Source organism: Pseudomonas sp. 01L34 (genome assembly GCF_056400265.1).
In genome coordinates this window covers 38,894-55,330 of the sequence record NZ_JBFTSX010000010.1, presented here as the reverse complement: position 1 = coordinate 55,330, position 16,437 = coordinate 38,894, and the positions used below count along the sequence as shown (strand labels likewise).

The window sequence follows — 16,437 nt, the reverse complement described above, 5'->3', positions numbered from 1 at the left end:
AACGAATGGGCGGCATAATACCACTTAAGATACCGTTGGTCGCGTTCGGCACATAGGTAGGCACCTTCAGGAAATAACGTTTTTGGACGATAGTTCCACAATGGAAAAACTTTTTGATTTTTATCTTCGAAAGATATCGAGTGTGCCAGGCGTTTAGTTTCTATTGGCAGGCACTATCTGAAGTCGGGGCGGGGGTATCTATTTGTTTTGAGCTGCCATCGCATCGACGGGTATGAAATATTCAATTGCGGTATGCGCACACTCAAGTTACAGGGCGGCATCATTACAATAAAAAATACGCAACACGGGGTTGGTGAATTTAAGCCTGCCGTTCAGAGAACGAAACGAGCCTGAACTGCTTGGAGTGGCTGGGCGGCTGAAACTGACTTTGTCCCACTTGAAATGCAAACGCTTCGATCAGGGACGTCTGTTCACTGTCATCGAGGCCGAGTTGACCGGTGGTCTGGTCGATGAGTTCGAGTTGCCAGGCCATTAACGTGAAGCAATCCTTGAGCGCATCCAGGGCCTGATCATGCAGGTCCATGTGATTCTGGGCGTGGCTCAGCAATCCATGAATGTGCAGCGAGAATTCCGAAACCGTTGCCAGTGCCAAGGCATCGGCCTTGCTTGCCAGCTTGAGAAGGGTACTGAGCATGCAATCGATGGCGTCCTTGTCATTGCTGATCAACTGCAAATGACTCAGGCACTCCTCGGACTTGGCCAGGAGTGTTTCAGCCTCGACGAGAAACTCCGGAATTCGCTGGGCCCACTCTTTAGGGTTGTTCGCCATGCTTATCTCCACAACGTCATGTCAGATGAGGGAATGTCGTGTGTGTCGACGAGAACCTTACGTGTCCCGGTGCTGCCATGCCTTGGTGAGATCGCGCTCTGGCAGGCTTGGGCACCGACTGGGGAACTCGAGAGAGTGGATGGCCACTGACCTGCGATCGCACACAAAAGCCTGACTCCGTTCATGCAATGAGAATGGCGTCACATTAATGGCTATTGGATATTGCGAATATCAGGTTGGGCCTGATTGTGCCTAGGGGAATCCCTTACACAGGGGAACCTAACGTGCAAACCAAGGTCGCGCCGCAAGGGATGAAGCAGATGAATTCACGGGGTCAGTAAAGCATGATGTTAATGTGACATCAATGCTTGGGCATGGCATTTTGTCCGGGGGTCAAGATTCGGCAAAAACTGCCGATAACTCTCTTTAGTGAATTCATCAGAACAAGCCCAGGAGTCATTAATGGCCGGCATTCTCGACACGGTAGACCAACGCACGCAACTGGTGGGTGAGAATCGCCTGGAAATTCTCATGTTCCGGCTGGCCGGACGGCAATTGTTCGCGATCAACGTCTTCAAGGTCCAGGAAGTGCTGCAGCTGCCGAAGCTGACCCTGATGCCGCAGCGCCACCCCTTTGTTTGTGGCGTGGTCAACCTGCGTGGCCAGACGCTGCCGGTGATCGACCTGTCCCAAGCCATCGGCATGCGTCCGCTGGTGCCAAGCCCCACCAGTACGATCATCGTCACCGAGTACAACCGCTCGGTGCAGGCATTTCTGGTCGGTGGCGTGGACCGCATCGTCAATATGAACTGGGAAGCCATTCTGCCGCCGCCGACCAGCGCCGGTCGCCAGCATTACCTGACCGCCATCAGCAAGGTCGACGATCAGCTGGTGGAAATCATCGACGTCGAAAAAGTCCTGGCCGAAATCGTGCCGTACAACGCCAAGGTCTCTCGCGACAAACTCGACGATCCGGTTCTGGAGCGCGCCCGTGGCCGTGAAGTGCTGCTGGTGGATGACTCGAACGTGGCTCTGTCGCAATTGCGCGACACCTTGGGTCAGTTGGGCGTGAAAATGCATATTGCCAGTGATGGCTTGAAGGCGCTGAACATGCTCAAGGCCTGGGCTGATACCGGTGTGAACATGACTGACAAGCTGTTGATGATCTTCACCGATGCGGAAATGCCGGAGATGGACGGCTATCGCCTGACCACCGAGATCCGCAACGACCCCCGTTTGCGCGGCCTTTATGTGGTCCTGCACACCTCGTTGTCGGGTAGCTTCAATGACTCGATGGTCAAGAAGGTCGGCTGCGACAACTTCCTCTCCAAATTCCAGCCCGACAAACTCGTCGACGTGGTGCGTCAGCGCCTGATGCTCGACGAAGTGCCGGCCTGATAACAATCTGGAAAAGCGCGGTGGCAGGGTTTGGGGCTGCTGCGCAGCCCAACGGGGGCAAGCCCCCTCGCCACAGGGTCTTTGATTCAGCGATCAAGCTCGTATAGGGTGGCGTTTTTGCCCACCAGGGAGCTGTGGCCATGCATCTGAGCGCGCTTTATCGTTTTCCGTTGAAATCCGGCAAGGGCGAGACCTTGAATCAGGTCAGCCTGGACAAACTGGGGCTGGACGGCGACCGGCGCTGGATGCTGGTCGACGAGGCCAGCGGGCGTTTTCTGACCCAGCGCGCGGAGGCGAAAATGAGTCAGCTGTCGGCGTTGTGGAACGCAAGCGGTGGCTTGACCCTCAGTGCCCAAGGCCATTCACCGATCGATATCGCCTTGCCCGCCAGCGATGCAGAGCTGCGTGGCGTGACCATCTGGCGCGACACTTTGCGCGTGCCCGATGCCGGCATTGCTGCGGCTGCCTGGGTCAGTGAGTTCATCGGCAAGCCGACGCGTCTGGTGCATGTGCCGCTCGATCGTGCGCGGACCACCCAGGCCGGCTACGGCAAGGACGACGATCAGGTGGCTTTTGCCGACGGTTTTCCGTTGTTGCTGATTGGCCAGGCGTCGCTGGAAGACTTGTCGCAACGGGTTGGGCGACCGCTGGAGATGCTGCGCTTTCGGCCCAATCTGGTGATCGAGGGCAGCGAGGCGTTCGCCGAAGATGGCTGGAAGCGCATCCGCATTGGCGATGTCGAGTTCCGCGTGGTCAAGTCCTGCTCACGTTGCATTCTGACCACCATCGACCCGCAGACCGGCGAACGTAGCGACGACCGCGAGCCTCTGGCGACCTTGCAGCAATATCGGGCTCAAGAGGACGGCGCGATGTTCGGGCAGAACCTGGTCAATGACGGTAACGGTCGGCTCGAAGTCGGCATGCCGGTGACGATCCTCGAATAGCAGCCCTGAAAAAAAATGCCCGTGTTCTTGGACACGGGCATTTTTTTTCGCTGTGAAACCCTAGGGGGTTAGCCGCGGTATTCGCACAGGTAAGCGGTGTCGACGGCCACTTTCAGCTGGAACTTGCTGTTGGCGGGCACGTTGAACTGGCTGCCGGCGGCGAAGGTTTGCCAGTCGCTGCTGTCAGGCAGTTTGACGGTCAGGGCGCCGGACACCACGTGCATGATTTCACGCTGGCTGGTGCCGAATTCGTATTCGCCCGGTGCCATGACGCCGATGGTCGCCGGACCTTCAGCGGTGCCAAAGGCGATCGACTTGACGGTGCCGTCGAAGTACTCGTTGACTTTAAACATGGGCGATTCCTCGAAAAGGGCTAAAAAGGGCCGGCCAGTATGCACAAGGTGTCGATAGGCGTCACCTCCTGCACTCAAGGATTGGCGGGGAAAATCAGCGGCAACAGGCGCGCGGTATTGCGCGCATCCTCCAGCGCCCGATGCTGCTGACCGTTGAACTGCAGGCCCGCCAGTTGCAGGGCGCCATTAAGCCCCAGCGGGCGCTCCAGTCGACAGGCCTTGGCGAAACGTTGCTTGAGATTCATGTGCGGCACCCGGTTCAGGGCGCTGTCGAGTTGCAGCCGCTGCCATTCCTGAAGCAGCTGTTTGCGGTCGTAGTCACCCCAACTGGCCCAGCCTTCCAGATTCGAGAGATGTTGGTCGAGCCAGTGTTCGAACGAAACCCAAACGTCGCTCAGGGGCTGGGCAGCATCGACATTGGCCTGGGTGATGTGGGTCAATTCGCGGCAAAACGGGGTCAACAGGGGCCGACGCAACGGGCGCACGAAGCACTGGAAGTGATCCAGTTCCCGGCCTTTGCGGTCCACGAGGGTGGCGCCGATTTCGATGATTTCCATTTCTGTTACTGGCCAGCCGCCCTCATCGGTGGTGGCTTCCAGATCAATGACCAGCCAGTGAGGCATTGCAGGTTTCCTGGTATCCGCATCCTGATAGGGCTTGAGCGTAGCCAAACCCGGCGGATCCGCCTAGCGGCTTATTCGACCTCCAACAGAATCTGACGATTTTTTACCTGGTCGCCGACCCTGACCTGCAAGCGCTTGAGCACGCCGTCGATACCCGATTTGAGTGGATGCTCCATTTTCATCGCTTCAAGCACCACCAGCAGTTGCCCTTTGCTGACCGGGCTGCCCTCACTGACCAATACGTCGACGATCGCCCCGTCCATCGGCGCCTTGAGCGGGCCGGAGCTGACACTGGCCTGGCCGCTGACCAGCGCCCGGGTCCGATCGACCAGTCGCAGGCTGCCGGGGCGCCTGAACAACCAGAGTTGCCCGGCTTCGAGGCGGTAGGCATGGCGTTGGCGGATGCCGTCGATTTGCAGGGTGGCCCAGCGTCCGTCGCACTGGATGACCTTCAGTTCGAGGGGCCGGGCGCCAACCTGAACACGGTAGGGCTTGCCAGGTTCAGCGTGCAGTTCGACCGGCCAGGCCTGATCCTCCAGGCCGATCCGATAGTGCAGAGGCACGCTGGCGTTGTTGCGCCAACCGGCCAGCGGGGCGGGGTGAGCCTGCGCTGATGCTTGATAAAAAAGCACCGCGGCGATGGCCAACTCGTCGGCGCTCGGCGCATGAGGGTGCAGGCAGGGATGGTCGGCGAAGTTCGTGGGTATGAACCCGGTGCTGAACTCACCACTGATGAACTGGGGGTGTTCCAGCAGATTGGCGAGCAAGCGCTGATTGCTCTGCACGCCCAGCAGCACACTGTCCTGTATCGCCCGCAGCAACTTGCGTCGGGCTTCTTCACGGGTGGCACCGTGGGCGATGAGCTTGCCCAGCAGCGGGTCATAGAACGGGCTGACAGACTGGCCTTCGATCAGGCCATGGTCGATCCGTACGCTGCCCTGGATCGCTGGCTCCCAGGCCACGATTCGACCGGTTTGCGGCAGAAATCCCTGGGCCGGATCTTCGGCGTACAGGCGCACTTCCATGGCATGCCCGTTGAGCTGCACCTGTTCCTGTCGTAGCGGCAGCGGTTGCCCTTCGGCGATGTGTAATTGCCAGGCCACCAGATCGAGGCCGGTGATCAGTTCAGTCACCGGGTGTTCCACTTGCAACCGGGTGTTCATCTCCAGGAAGTAAAACCGGCCGTGAGCATCCAGCAGGAATTCCACGGTACCCGCCCCCACATAATTCACCGCGCGCCCCGCCTTGAGTGCCGCCTCGCCCATGGCCTGGCGCAACTCAGTGGTCATCGCCGGGCAGGGTGCTTCTTCGATGATTTTCTGGTGGCGGCGCTGGATCGAACAGTCGCGCTCGCCGAGGTAGATCAGGTTGCCATGCTGGTCGCCGAACACCTGAACTTCGACATGACGCGGATCGATCAAGGCTTGTTCGAGGATCAATTCGTCGCTGCCAAACCCGTGCAGCGCTTCGGAGCGTGCGCTACGGAGCTGTTCCGGCAATTCGGCGGCGCTGTGCACCAGGCGCATGCCGCGACCGCCACCGCCGGCACTGGCCTTGATCATCAGCGGATAGCCGATGCGTTCGGCTTCGCGGCGCAGGGTGGCGTCGTCCTGTTCGCTGCCCTGATAGCCTTTGATGCAGGGCACGCCGGCTTTGATCATGGCCAGTTTCGACAGCCGTTTACTGCCCATCAGCTCGATGGCTTCGGGGCTCGGACCGATGAAGATGATGCCGGCCTGCTGGCAGGCGAGGGCGAAGCCTGAGTTTTCCGAGAGGAAGCCGTAACCGGGATGGATTGCATCGGCACCGGTGCGCCGGGCAGCATCGATGATGGCCGGGATGTTCAGATAAGACTGCTGCACCGGGGCCGGGCCGATGTTCACGGCTTCGTCGGCCATCTGCACATGCAGCGCATTGGCGTCGGCGTCGCTGAATACGGCGACGGTGCGGTAGCCCAGCTCTTGCGCGGTGCGCTGGATACGGCAGGCGATTTCACCGCGGTTGGCGATCAGGATTTTTTTGAGGGCGGGCATCGGTTATTCCCTTGGTTTTTTGCGGTGAATGTAAGGGCTTGCTCGCGAAGCTCTTAAACGGACCACCCTGGTTTGCGCTTCTGCACAAAAGCCATCGTCCCCTCGATCCCTTCAGCCCCGGTCACTGCTTCGCTGAACCACTCGGCTGCCTGATCCAGCAGATCATCCGAGGGTTGTCCGGCACTCGCCAGCAACAGCTTTTTGGTCGCCGCGTTCGCCCCCGGTGCGCAACACAACACATGGGCCAGCACCTCATCGAGGCGTTCGGCCAAGGCTTGTGGGTCATGTTCGACAAAGTGCACCAGCCCCATGCGCCGCGCCTGGGTGCCATCGAAGCGTGCGGCGGTCAGGGCCAGTCGGCGGGCCTGGGTCAGGCCGATGCGTTGCACCACGTAAGGCGCGATCTGCGCCGGCAACAGGCCGAGGCTGGTTTCCGGTAGGCCGAACTGCGCCTGATGATCGGCCATCGCGATGTCGCTGACGCAGGCCAGGCCGAAGCCGCCGCCAAGCACCGCACCTTGCAGCACCGTCATCACCACTTGCGGCGCGTGTTGCACCTCTTGCAGTAGCGCACCGAACGCACGATTCAAATCGCGGTAGGCGGGCTGGCCTTGAGCGCGGGCGTTGGCCATGTCCTTGATGTCGGCACCGGCACAAAAATGCCCGCCGGCACCGCCGATCACTAGCGCACGAATCTGCCGATCATCGCGAACCGCCGCCAGCACCGCACGCAGTTCGGTGACCATCTGCAAGCTCATGGCATTACGGCTTTCGGGACGATTGAGGGTGATGTGCAGCACGCTGTCATGCAGGCCGAGCAACAGGGTTTGACAGGTGGGGAGGGTGCTCATTTGTTTTTCCCCGGCAGGATGCCCATGAGTTTGCAGATGATCCCCAGCATGATTTCGTCGGCACCGCCGCCAATCGATACCAGCCGCACATCGCGGTAAGCCCTGGCCACCGGGTTGTCCCACATGAAGCCCATGCCGCCCCAGTATTGCAGGCAACTGTCGCTGACTTCCCGGCCCAGTCGCCCGGCCTTGAGTTTGGCCATCGATGCCAGGCGGGTGACGTCCTGGCCTTTGATGTATTGCTCGGTGGCCTGGTAGACCAGTGCCCGCAGGCATTCGATTTCGGTTTGCAGTTCGGCCAGGCGAAAGTGGATGACCTGGTTGTCGATCAGCGCGTTGCCGAAGGTTTTGCGCTCCTTGCAGTACTCGATGGTGCTGTCGACGCAGTACTCCAGGCCTTTGATCATGTTCGCCGCGCCGAACAGCCGTTCTTCCTGGAACTGCAGCATCTGCATCATGAAACCCGCGCCTTCGTGGCCGATGCGGTTGCGTTGCGGCACGCGCACGTTATCGAAAAACACCTGGGCGGTTTCCGAGCTGCGCATGCCGAGCTTGTCCAGGTGCGAGCTGAGGCTGATCCCGGGGCTGTTCATCGGCACCATGATCAGCGACTTGTTGATGTGCGGTTTGTCGTCCGAGGTGTTGGCCAGCAGGCAGATGAAATCGGCGCTCGGCGAGTTGGTGATCCACATCTTGCTGCCGTTGATCACGTAGTCGTCGCCGTCCTTGCGGGCGGTGGTTTTCAGCCCGGCGACGTCGGAACCGGCGCCGACTTCGGAAACACCGATGCAGCCGACCTGCTCGCCGGTGATCGCCGGCCGCAGGAATTCTTCGCGCAGTTCATCGGAGCCGAAACGCGCCAGGGCCGGGGTGCACATGTCGGTCTGCACGCCGATGGACATCGGAATGCCGCCGCAATGAATGGTGCCGAACTCTTCGGCCGCCACAATCGAATAGCTGTAGTCGAGGCCCATGCCGCCGAATTTTTCCGGTTTGGAGATTCCCAACAGACCGAGGTCGCCAGCCTTGCGGAAGATCTCATGGATCGGAAAGCGCCCGGCCTTTTCCCATTCCTCGACGTGGGGATTGATTTCATGATCGACGAATTGGCGGACGGTGCGGCGCAGTGCTTCGTGTTCCTGGGTGAAGATCATTTTTATTGTTCTCCTGATCGCCCTTAGAAGCGGGCGACACCAAAGCTGTTGGGTTGCAGCGCCCGAACCTCGGCCTCATGGCAGATGTCCAGCAAGTATCCAAGCAACGTGCGGGTATCCCGTGGATCGATCAGCCCGTCATCCCACAGGTTGGCGCTGCCATATAGCGCGGTGGACTGGCTGTCGAGTTTCTGCGCGGTGACCTGTTCCAGCATGTCGAGCATTTTTCGGTCGGGCACCAATCCGTCCTTGAGTTGTTTGGCTTCGGTGACGATCCGCAGCACTTTGCCGGCCTGGGCGCCGCCCATCACCGCGGTGCGGCTGTTGGGCCAGGCGAAGATGAAGCGCGGGTCGAGACCGCGGCCGCACATCGCGTAATTGCCGGCACCGTAGGAACCGCCGACGACGATTGTCAGTTTAGGCACCCGGGCATTGGCCACCGCTTGAATCATTTTCGCGCCGTGCTTGATCACGCCTTGCTGTTCCGACTCGGTGCCGACCATGAAGCCGGTGGTGTTGTGGAAAAACAGCAGCGGCGTCTGGCTCTGGTCGCAGAGTTGAATGAACTGCGCGGCCTTGCTCGCGCCTTTGGGGGTGATCGGGCCGTTGTTGCCGATGAAACCGCAGGCTCGACCCTGGATCTGCAAATGCCCGCATACCGTCTGCTGATCGAACTCGCTTTTGAATTCGAGGAAGTTCGAAGCGTCGGCAACCCGCGCGATGATTTCACGCACGTCGTAAGGTTTTTTCGGGTCATCCGGGATCAGCCCCAGCAGTTCGTCGATGGGGTAGAGCGGTTCTTCCCACCGACGTTCCGGTAACCACGGCAACTGATCGTTCCACGGCAACAGACTGACAATCTCGCGCACCTGGCGCACGCCATCGGCATCGTTCTCGGCCAGGTATTCGGCGGTGCCGGCGGTTTGTGCATGCATCTCGGCACCGCCCAGTTCTTCGTCGGTGGCGACTTCACCGGTGGCTGCCTTGAGCAGCGGGGGGCCGGCGAGAAACAGCTTGGCCTTGCCGCGCACCACCACCACGTAATCCGACAACCCTGGCTGGTAAGCACCGCCCGCCGTGGCCGAGCCGTGGACCACGGTGATCTGCGGCAAGCCCATCGCCGACATCCGCGCCTGATTGGCAAAGCTGCGCGCGCCTTCGACGAAAATTTCCGCCGCATAGTTGAGGTTGGCGCCTCCGCTCTCGGCGAGGGTGATCACCGGCAATTTGTTTTCCATGGCGATCTGTTGCAGACGCAGGGACTTTTTCAGGCCGCTGGGGGAAATGGTGCCGCCCTTGATCGCGCTGTTGTTCGCCACCACCAGCACCCGCACGCCGGATACGTAACCGATCCCGGCAATCAAACCGCCGCCGGCCGCGCTGCCGTCCTTGTCGTCGTGCAGCTTGTAGCCGGCCAGGCTCGCCAGCTCGAGGAATGGCGCGCCGGGATCAAGCAGCAGGTTCAGCCGCTCCCGGGGCAGCAATTGCCCGCGCTTGTCGTACCTCGGTTTGGCTTCTGCGGCTTTATTCAACAGGTTCTGTTCGAGCTGGCGGACCTGCTCGATGCCGGCCAGCATGGCCGCACGATTGCGGGCGAACGGTTCGCTGAACGGGTCTATCTGGGACTGGATGACCGGCATGGTTATTCCTTGTCCTTCGGTTCGTCTGGTTTGGAGGCGTCCGGCCTGAGTACTTCAGGTAAATAGGCGCGGTGAAAGCCGTTGTACGAGTGACTGTTCTGCGCCTTGTGCATTGGCCAGGCCCGCCCGCCGAGGCTGGCGGCACCATCGATGCGCAACGTGCTGCCGCTGACAAACGCCGCTGCCGGGCTGAGCAGGAACACAATCGCCGCGCTGATTTCCGATTCGGTGCCGATGCGCTTGAGCGGCACGTGTTCGCACAGCGTCGGAATTACCGCCCGGAACGCGCCTTCGTAAGTGTCCATGCCGCTGGACGCGACCCAGCCCGGCGCGACGGCGTTGACCCGCACGCCGGCGTGGCCCCATTCGAACGCGGCGGTCTTGGTGAAGTTGTCCATGCCCGAGCGCGCCGCGCCCGAATGGCCCATGCCGGGCATGCCGCCCCACATGTCGGCGAGCATGTTGACGATGGCGCCGCCGTGCTTGCTCATGGACTGATTGAACACCTCGCGAGCCATCAGAAAACCGCCAACCAGATTGGTGCGCAGGATGGTTTCGAAACCTTTCTGATTGATCGACGCCAGCGGCGAGGGGTACTGCCCGCCGGCATTGTTGACCAGCCCGTGGATTGGGCCGTGTTTGCGGATCAGCTCGCTGACCAGCTGCGTAACGGCGTCTTCATTGCGGATATCGCAGACCTGCCAATCGGCTTTACCACCGTCTTCGGTGATTTCGGCAGTGACCTTTTTCAGTTTTTCGGCATTGCGCCCCACCAGCAGCACGTGCGCACCGAGGGCGGCGAGCTCATGGGCGGTGCAACGACCGATGCCGCTGCCGCCACCGGTGACGATGATGGTTTGGCCGGCGAACAGGTCGGGTTTGAAAATCGAGTCGTAAGCCATGGCGACAGTCCTCTAGTTGACCTGATCGGCGATGCGCTGCGGCACCGGAATCTGGATTTCCAACAGTTGTTGGGCGAACGCCTTGCCCTGCGGATCGATCCGCAGGCTGGCCACGCCACCGCCGCCGAGTGCGTTCTCCAGAAGAAAATTAAAGCTCTGAGTGCCGGGTAAATACCAGCGTTCGACGCGTCCGTGAATCGGGTCGAGGACATGGCTCATCCAGTCGACCATCACCTCGGGTGTCAGTGCTTCGGCGATCCACGGCAGGTAGTCGGGGTGGCGGGCCATGACGCCGATGTTGCTGTGGTTACCCTTGTCGCCGGAGCGCGCCACGGCGAGTTTGATCAAGGCCACGCTGGCGTCGGCACGCTCTGTGGTTTTGGGTGGGTCGAACGGCAGCGGCAAGTCAGCTGGGTCGAGCGCATCGAGGGCGGGCAGGGCACACGGATGGCGCTCACCGGCAAGGTCGATCTCCAAGGTGCAGGCGGTTTTGTCGATCAGGAACGAAAACAGCCGGATCAACGGATACACCGTCGGCCGTCCGCCGACGATTCCCGTCAGCCCGGGCGCCATACCGGTGGCAGCCTGAGCGATTTCCCGGGAGAACAGAATCAAGGCCTGTTTGCTTGGATGGCGCACGGCGAGTTTGATCACCACCTCACGGCTGTCCTGGCGCTGGCCGTGGGGGCCGTAAGTGGCTTCGCTGCCCAGCAGTTCGATGTTCACCTCGCTGTAGGGCGCCCAGCCGCGCTGGTTAAACATTTCCGAGGTCTTGTTGATGATCGCCTGGCTGACCCGTCGGGCCTTGGCCACGGCATCGATCCCGGCGATCAGGCAACTGGCGGTGCAGCGGAAACCGTCCGGGTACGTTGCGCTGACCTTGTACTGAGCGGTTGGCGGCAAGCCTTTCGCGCGATGCACCTGAACCGCGTTTTTGCCTTGTTGCACGAGTTTGACCTGGCTGAAATCGCACACTACATCGGGCAGCAAATAGGCCTGTGGGTCGCCGATCTCATAGAGCATCTGCTCGCCAACCGTCAGCGGTGTGACCAGGCCGCCGGAGCCGTCGGGTTTGCTGACGATGAACTGGCTGTCGGCGCCGACTTCGACGATCGGAAAACCGATGTGTTCGTAGTCGGGTACGTCGTGCCAATCGGTGAAATTGCCGCCGGTGCACTGGGCGCCACATTCGATCAGATGCCCGGCCAATGCGGCTTGGGCGAGTTTGTCGTAGTCGTGCCACGACCAGCCGAATTCATGCACCAGCGCGGCGCTGACCACGGCACTGTCGACCACGCGCCCGGTGATCACAACGTCGGCGCCCAGGCGCAGGGCTTCGACGATGCCCGGTGCGCCGAGGTAGGCGTTGGTCGACACGCACATCGGCGGCAGGGGCGCGCCACTGAACATCTCATGGATACCAAGACTGCTCAGGTGTTTGAACTGCGGTTGCAGGTCGTCACCCGACAGCACGGCGATTTTCAGCGCCACCCCGGCCTTGTCGCAGGCCGTTTGCAGGGCAACGGCGCAGGCCTGTGGATTAACCCCGCCGGCATTGCTGATCACCCGGATCTGTTGTTTCGCGAGCTGCTCGAGGAGGGGGCTGAGGACTTCGATGAAGTCGCTGGCGTAGCCGGTGGCGGGGTCTTTCATCCGCGCCCCGGCCATGATCGACATTGTTATTTCGGCCAGATAATCGAACACCAGATAGTCCAGTCGCCCGCCCTCCACCAACTGTGCGGCGGCGGTCGAGGTGTCGCCCCAGAATGCACTGGCACAACCGATGCGAATTGTTTTAGGCACAGTCAACTCCATAGCCACCTGCGACAGAAGTGCTTCGAGACTACCAAGCAAGCGCTTGGTTTGTAAACGCCTTGATTATCTTCTTCCCGAGCGCTTGCTTGGTCGCCCCCGCCAGCTTAAATTGCCCGCGCAACCCTGCTGTTTTAACGGGCAGCGGCGCATTTGATTGATCGACTGTAGGAGAGAACGGGTGGACGAGCAAAAAGCCCTGAGGGTGATGCGCGAATTGGTCGACAGCGGCCAATTGACCGACCCCGACAGCGCCCGCGGCAAACTGCTGCAAGTGGCCGCTCACCTGTTTCGCAACAAAGGTTATGAACGCACCACCGTGCGCGACCTGGCCGGTGCGGTGGGCATTCAGTCAGGCAGTATTTTTCATCACTTCAAGAGCAAGGACGAGATCCTGCGGGCAGTGATGGAGGAGACCATCCGCTACAACACCGCGTTGATGCGTGCAGCGCTGGCCGAGGCCGGCAGTGTGCGTGAGCGGGTGCTGGCGCTGATTCGCTGCGAATTGCAGTCGATCATGGGCGGCAGTGGCGAGGCCATGGCGGTGCTGGTGTATGAGTGGCGTTCGCTGTCTGAGGAAGGTCAGGCGCAGGTTCTGGCGCTGCGCGATATTTATGAAGCCATCTGGCTGCAGGTGCTGGGAGAAGCCAAGGACGCCGGTTTTATCCGGGGCGACGTGTTCATCACCCGCCGCTTCCTGACGGGCGCGCTCTCCTGGACCACCACCTGGTTTCGCGCCGATGGCAGTATGAACCTCGATCAATTGGCCGATGAAGCGCTGATTTTGGTGCTTGAAGAACGGTAAGAGCCGTCTATCTCGGCAAGAAACTGGCTAAGTTGACGAAACCGCCTAGTTTGTATGCATTGATGAAAATTTTTTTGGGGAGTGTGCTGTTTTGATGTCTTCGCCAATTCGAATTGCGTCGCGGCTTTTGCTGGCGGCGCTTGTAGTGTGCTGGGTGTTGCCATCTCAGGCCGCGCAACAGGTGCGGGTCGGGGCCGCCCATTTTCCCCCCTATACCGTGCGCCCGGAGTCCGGTGCCGACACCGGTCTGCTGCCGCAACTGGTGGAAGCGTTGAATCAGCTGCAAACCGATTATCAGTTTGTGCTGGTGCCCACCTCGATTCCCCGGCGTTTCAATGACTTCAAGGAAGGCCGGGTCGATATGGCGATTTTCGAGAACCCGGACTGGGGCTGGAAGGACATCCCGCATACCCTCGTTGACATGGACCTGGAAGATGCAGAAATCTTTGTCGCGCAGAAGCAACCCGGTCGCGATGAGAGTTACTTCAAGGACCTGACGGGCAAGCGGCTGGCGCTGTACAGCGGCTATCACTACGAGTTTGCCAATTTCAATGCCGATCCCAAGTATCTGGCCGACACTTACAAGGCCACGTTGACCTATTCCCACGACAGCAACCTGCTGATGGTGCTGCGCGGGCGAGCGGACATTGCCCTGGTGACACGCTCTTATCTGAGCGATTACCTGCTGCGCAACGAAAAAGTCGGCGAGCAGTTGCTGGTGTCGCAACGCATCGATCAGGTCTATCACCATTACGCGCTGATTCGTCCAGAGGCGCCGATTACGGGGGAAGCATTCGGCAAGTTGCTGCAAGGCCTGCGAAACAACGGCCAGATGCTGAAGATTTTCGATCCCTACAAAATTGCCCTGGTGCCGGTGGGCAAGCACTGACAGATAGAGTTTCCGGGGGCAGGGGGGGGCGGACGACCATTCATCTGGTATTTATGTTCTGCTGTTCGAATGGTCGAATTGACAGTAGACGCTTCCCCTCACGTGGTCTTAGCTCCTTTCCTGTGTCCGACCCCATGGAGGGGTTGGCGCTCATTCAGAAAGGATTTCTGTCATGACAAACCCCGCGTTGGTTTCTCTCTCCTGTGTGCCCGCTCCTGTGGTGCCACAAGCCGTCAACGATGTACTCGTTCTGAAAAAACCTGATGATTCGGCCGGTGTCACGGTCGAGGTGGCGCGTTGGCCATTCATGGTGGTTAATCAAAAGACAACGCTGCATGTCTGCGGTCAACAAGCCGACGGCTCGCCAGTGATGCTGCGAGTGGCCGACGCCGAGCCCGTCACGCAACAAGAGTTCCAGGAGGGCTGGCGTCGCAATATTGCCTGGGCGTCTTTGCAGAATCTGAAAGACGGGAGCCATCTCGCGTTTGTTTTTCAGGCGGCGCTGGATGGAGGCAGTTGTGCTGGCCCGGTGCTGTTCCCGACATTGTGTCTTGAGGTCCAGGCGCCTTTCGACGATACAACGACCTTCTCGGCAACAGACGGTACCAATAACTGGAATGGTTGGATGAGGGGCGACGCTGCGACTGATCCACGGGATCTCACCATCACCAAAGATGGAGATATCTACGTATTATTCGACAACACCTACACCAACAACTCTGCCGGCACGGTGTTGAAAAAGACCTTTCAGGGGCTGGAAGTGGGTCGGTCCTATGAGTTCGGGGTGACCGTGCGCAGGTGGAACAACAGCTATTCGGTTCCGGTGCTGTCACTCAACAGCGGAGCGCAAGTCATTGCCCCCGCGACGGAAATTTCGTCAATGGCCTGGGCTCCGCTCAAAGGCACGTTTACCGCGAGTGCATCACAGATGGAGTTGCAGATCGTTAACCATGTCGCCACCGGAAACGGCAATGACTATGCCTTCCGCGAAATCTGGGTCAGGTCGATCTAGCACCTGCGTAACGTCAATGGACTGGAACTGATCCAGGCTGTGCATGCCACCGCGAATGCTGATTAAGGTTTGCGGTGTTTTTCGTTAAATTTCCATGCCCGGCTCACGTCACCTCAGTTAACTGTCGACGATTACCGTGAGCCCGACCCATGTCCAATCTGAATGACCTGACCGCCCTGGCCTTGCCGTCAGGCAACCGTCTTGTAGCCGATGAAACCGCAAGTCGCCTGAGCCTCAGTCTGGAAGGGCAGCCGCTGATCGAACTGCGGCTGACCCGCGAGCCTGAGCTGAATCTGCGGCTGGAGGAGCGCTTCGGCCGTCCTGACGGTCAAGCATTCTGGGCGGCCTGTTATTGGCTGTTTGCCCGTGATGCGCAGTGTCAGCGTCTGACCTGGCACCTCGATCAAGTGCCCACTGAAGCCTTGCTCAGCGGGTTGCTGATCGCGACCGATGTCAAAGGTCAATATCGCTGTGAACGCACACTGTTCTGGCAATTGCCTCAGCCTTGGCTGGGTGAGTCGTTGACCGATAGCTATCCGCAGCAGATGGTCATCAGTGACGGCAAGCGCCATCCCCTGCGTGCGGTGAAACCCCGTGGTGAGGTCTATCGACGCTTCGATGCGCGGCTCGGTGCGTGGGTCTCCTTGCGCACGGTAGAAATTGAGCATGACCTGGCGCGTTTCAACCGCTGGCAGAACAGCCCGCGGGTCGCGAGTTTCTGGCAGGAGGAGGGCAGCCTCGAGAAGCATCGGGAATACCTCGGCAAACTCGAAGCCGACCCGCACACCTTGACCCTGATCGGTTGCTTCGATGATCAGCCGTTTGCCTACTTTGAAGCCTACTGGGCCAAGGAAGATCGCATTGCGCCGTTCTATGACGCCGGCGATTACGACCGTGGCATTCACATGCTGGTGGGTGAGGAAGATCACCGTGGCCCGCACAAGGTGGCGAGTTGGTTATCGGCGCTGGTGCACTACCTGTTTCTCGATGATCCGCGCACTCAACGGGTGGTCGCCGAACCTCGCGCCGACAACGCGAAGATGATCGGGCATCTGCATAATCAGTGTTTTCACTGCGAGAAAGAGTTCGACTTCCCGCACAAGCGCGCGGCGCTGATGGTGCTGGGGCGTGAGCGGTTTTTTGATCGGTGTTCGTTGGCTTGAGTCAGTCTTCGCGGGCAAGTCGGATCGCCGCACCGCTCGCTCCTACAGTGACAGGCAATATTCCCTGT

The 16,437-nt window shown here is 60.0% G+C and carries 15 protein-coding genes; 6 read left to right on the top strand and 9 right to left on the bottom strand.

Annotation, left to right across the window (positions count from 1 at the left end; genetic code table 11):
- Positions 1 to 319 precede the first annotated feature (319 nt).
- A complete protein-coding gene (locus AC1DQM_RS26570) occupies positions 320 to 790 on the bottom strand; it encodes a hypothetical protein (protein WP_019582507.1) in 471 nt (156 codons plus the stop codon).
- Positions 791 to 1,252: 462 nt separating this feature from the next.
- Between AC1DQM_RS26570 and AC1DQM_RS26565 the strand changes: the two genes are divergently transcribed.
- Both AC1DQM_RS26565 and AC1DQM_RS26560 read left to right on the top strand, forming a co-directional pair.
- On the top strand, positions 1,253 to 2,188 hold the full coding sequence (locus tag AC1DQM_RS26565; RefSeq protein ID WP_018929995.1) for a chemotaxis protein CheV: 936 nt from the start codon (positions 1,253 to 1,255) through the stop codon (positions 2,186 to 2,188).
- A 140-nt stretch (positions 2,189 to 2,328) separates the two neighbouring features.
- Positions 2,329 to 3,132 carry an MOSC domain-containing protein gene (locus tag AC1DQM_RS26560; RefSeq protein WP_019582506.1) on the top strand — a complete coding sequence of 268 codons (804 nt, stop codon included), beginning with the start codon at positions 2,329 to 2,331 and terminating at the stop codon, positions 3,130 to 3,132.
- Positions 3,133 to 3,200: 68 nt separating this feature from the next.
- Here the strand turns inward: AC1DQM_RS26560 and ppnP are convergent, their stop codons facing one another.
- The 8 genes from ppnP to AC1DQM_RS26520 form a co-directional block, all read right to left on the bottom strand.
- Positions 3,201 to 3,485 carry a pyrimidine/purine nucleoside phosphorylase gene (gene ppnP, locus AC1DQM_RS26555; RefSeq protein ID WP_018929993.1) on the bottom strand — a complete coding sequence of 95 codons (285 nt, stop codon included), beginning with the start codon at positions 3,483 to 3,485 and terminating at the stop codon, positions 3,201 to 3,203.
- A 74-nt stretch (positions 3,486 to 3,559) separates the two neighbouring features.
- On the bottom strand, positions 3,560 to 4,108 hold the full coding sequence (locus AC1DQM_RS26550) for a 3'-5' exonuclease (RefSeq protein WP_086944671.1): 549 nt from the start codon (positions 4,106 to 4,108) through the stop codon (positions 3,560 to 3,562).
- A 71-nt stretch (positions 4,109 to 4,179) separates the two neighbouring features.
- A complete protein-coding gene (locus AC1DQM_RS26545) occupies positions 4,180 to 6,141 on the bottom strand; it encodes an acetyl/propionyl/methylcrotonyl-CoA carboxylase subunit alpha (RefSeq protein WP_477747079.1) in 1,962 nt (653 codons plus the stop codon).
- A 53-nt stretch (positions 6,142 to 6,194) separates the two neighbouring features.
- Complete coding sequence (locus tag AC1DQM_RS26540; protein WP_477747078.1) at positions 6,195 to 6,992, bottom strand: enoyl-CoA hydratase/isomerase family protein; 798 nt, start codon at positions 6,990 to 6,992, stop codon at positions 6,195 to 6,197.
- Complete coding sequence (gene atuD, locus AC1DQM_RS26535; RefSeq protein WP_413694740.1) at positions 6,989 to 8,146, bottom strand: citronellyl-CoA dehydrogenase; 1,158 nt, start codon at positions 8,144 to 8,146, stop codon at positions 6,989 to 6,991. The genes AC1DQM_RS26540 and atuD overlap by 4 nt, the downstream gene beginning before the upstream one ends.
- 23 nt (positions 8,147 to 8,169) lie before the next feature.
- Entirely contained in the window at positions 8,170 to 9,786 is a 1,617-nt protein-coding gene (atuC, locus tag AC1DQM_RS26530; RefSeq protein ID WP_477747077.1) for a geranyl-CoA carboxylase subunit beta, read from the bottom strand.
- Positions 9,787 to 9,788: 2 nt separating this feature from the next.
- The gene (locus tag AC1DQM_RS26525; protein ID WP_477743433.1) at positions 9,789 to 10,688 is read right to left on the bottom strand and encodes an SDR family oxidoreductase; all 900 of its coding nucleotides are present in this window, start codon (positions 10,686 to 10,688) and stop codon (positions 9,789 to 9,791) included.
- Between the two features lie 12 nt (positions 10,689 to 10,700).
- The gene (locus AC1DQM_RS26520; RefSeq protein WP_477747076.1) at positions 10,701 to 12,491 is read right to left on the bottom strand and encodes an acyclic terpene utilization AtuA family protein; all 1,791 of its coding nucleotides are present in this window, start codon (positions 12,489 to 12,491) and stop codon (positions 10,701 to 10,703) included.
- 190 nt (positions 12,492 to 12,681) lie between these two features.
- Here AC1DQM_RS26520 and AC1DQM_RS26515 point away from each other — a divergent pair, with 190 nt between their 5' ends.
- The 4 genes from AC1DQM_RS26515 to AC1DQM_RS26500 all read left to right on the top strand — a co-directional run bounded on the left by AC1DQM_RS26515 (position 12,682) and on the right by AC1DQM_RS26500 (position 16,369).
- The gene (locus AC1DQM_RS26515; protein WP_138867054.1) at positions 12,682 to 13,305 is read left to right on the top strand and encodes a TetR/AcrR family transcriptional regulator; all 624 of its coding nucleotides are present in this window, start codon (positions 12,682 to 12,684) and stop codon (positions 13,303 to 13,305) included.
- Positions 13,306 to 13,399: 94 nt separating this feature from the next.
- Positions 13,400 to 14,194 carry a substrate-binding periplasmic protein gene (locus AC1DQM_RS26510; protein ID WP_192379599.1) on the top strand — a complete coding sequence of 265 codons (795 nt, stop codon included), beginning with the start codon at positions 13,400 to 13,402 and terminating at the stop codon, positions 14,192 to 14,194.
- A gap of 172 nt (positions 14,195 to 14,366) precedes the next feature.
- Positions 14,367 to 15,206 (top strand): hypothetical protein, encoded by an 840-nt coding sequence (locus AC1DQM_RS26505; RefSeq protein WP_018929983.1) that lies wholly within the window; start codon positions 14,367 to 14,369, stop codon positions 15,204 to 15,206.
- A 149-nt stretch (positions 15,207 to 15,355) separates the two neighbouring features.
- Positions 15,356 to 16,369: a GNAT family N-acetyltransferase gene (locus AC1DQM_RS26500; protein ID WP_477747075.1), complete on the top strand. Its 1,014-nt coding sequence runs from the start codon at positions 15,356 to 15,358 to the stop codon at positions 16,367 to 16,369.
- Positions 16,370 to 16,437: the final 68 nt, after the last annotated feature.

Coding starts and splice junctions, on each gene's coding strand:
- AC1DQM_RS26570 (WP_019582507.1), bottom strand. CDS start 790: ATGGCGAACAACCCTAAAGAGTGGGCCCAGCGAATTCCGGAGTTTCTC.
- AC1DQM_RS26565 (WP_018929995.1), top strand. CDS start 1,253: ATGGCCGGCATTCTCGACACGGTAGACCAACGCACGCAACTGGTGGGT.
- AC1DQM_RS26560 (WP_019582506.1), top strand. CDS start 2,329: ATGCATCTGAGCGCGCTTTATCGTTTTCCGTTGAAATCCGGCAAGGGC.
- ppnP (WP_018929993.1), bottom strand. CDS start 3,485: ATGTTTAAAGTCAACGAGTACTTCGACGGCACCGTCAAGTCGATCGCC.
- AC1DQM_RS26550 (WP_086944671.1), bottom strand. CDS start 4,108: ATGCCTCACTGGCTGGTCATTGATCTGGAAGCCACCACCGATGAGGGC.
- AC1DQM_RS26545 (WP_477747079.1), bottom strand. CDS start 6,141: ATGCCCGCCCTCAAAAAAATCCTGATCGCCAACCGCGGTGAAATCGCC.
- AC1DQM_RS26540 (WP_477747078.1), bottom strand. CDS start 6,992: ATGAGCACCCTCCCCACCTGTCAAACCCTGTTGCTCGGCCTGCATGAC.
- atuD (WP_413694740.1), bottom strand. CDS start 8,146: ATGATCTTCACCCAGGAACACGAAGCACTGCGCCGCACCGTCCGCCAA.
- atuC (WP_477747077.1), bottom strand. CDS start 9,786: ATGCCGGTCATCCAGTCCCAGATAGACCCGTTCAGCGAACCGTTCGCC.
- AC1DQM_RS26525 (WP_477743433.1), bottom strand. CDS start 10,688: ATGGCTTACGACTCGATTTTCAAACCCGACCTGTTCGCCGGCCAAACC.
- AC1DQM_RS26510 (WP_192379599.1), top strand. CDS start 13,400: ATGTCTTCGCCAATTCGAATTGCGTCGCGGCTTTTGCTGGCGGCGCTT.
- AC1DQM_RS26505 (WP_018929983.1), top strand. CDS start 14,367: ATGACAAACCCCGCGTTGGTTTCTCTCTCCTGTGTGCCCGCTCCTGTG.
- AC1DQM_RS26500 (WP_477747075.1), top strand. CDS start 15,356: ATGTCCAATCTGAATGACCTGACCGCCCTGGCCTTGCCGTCAGGCAAC.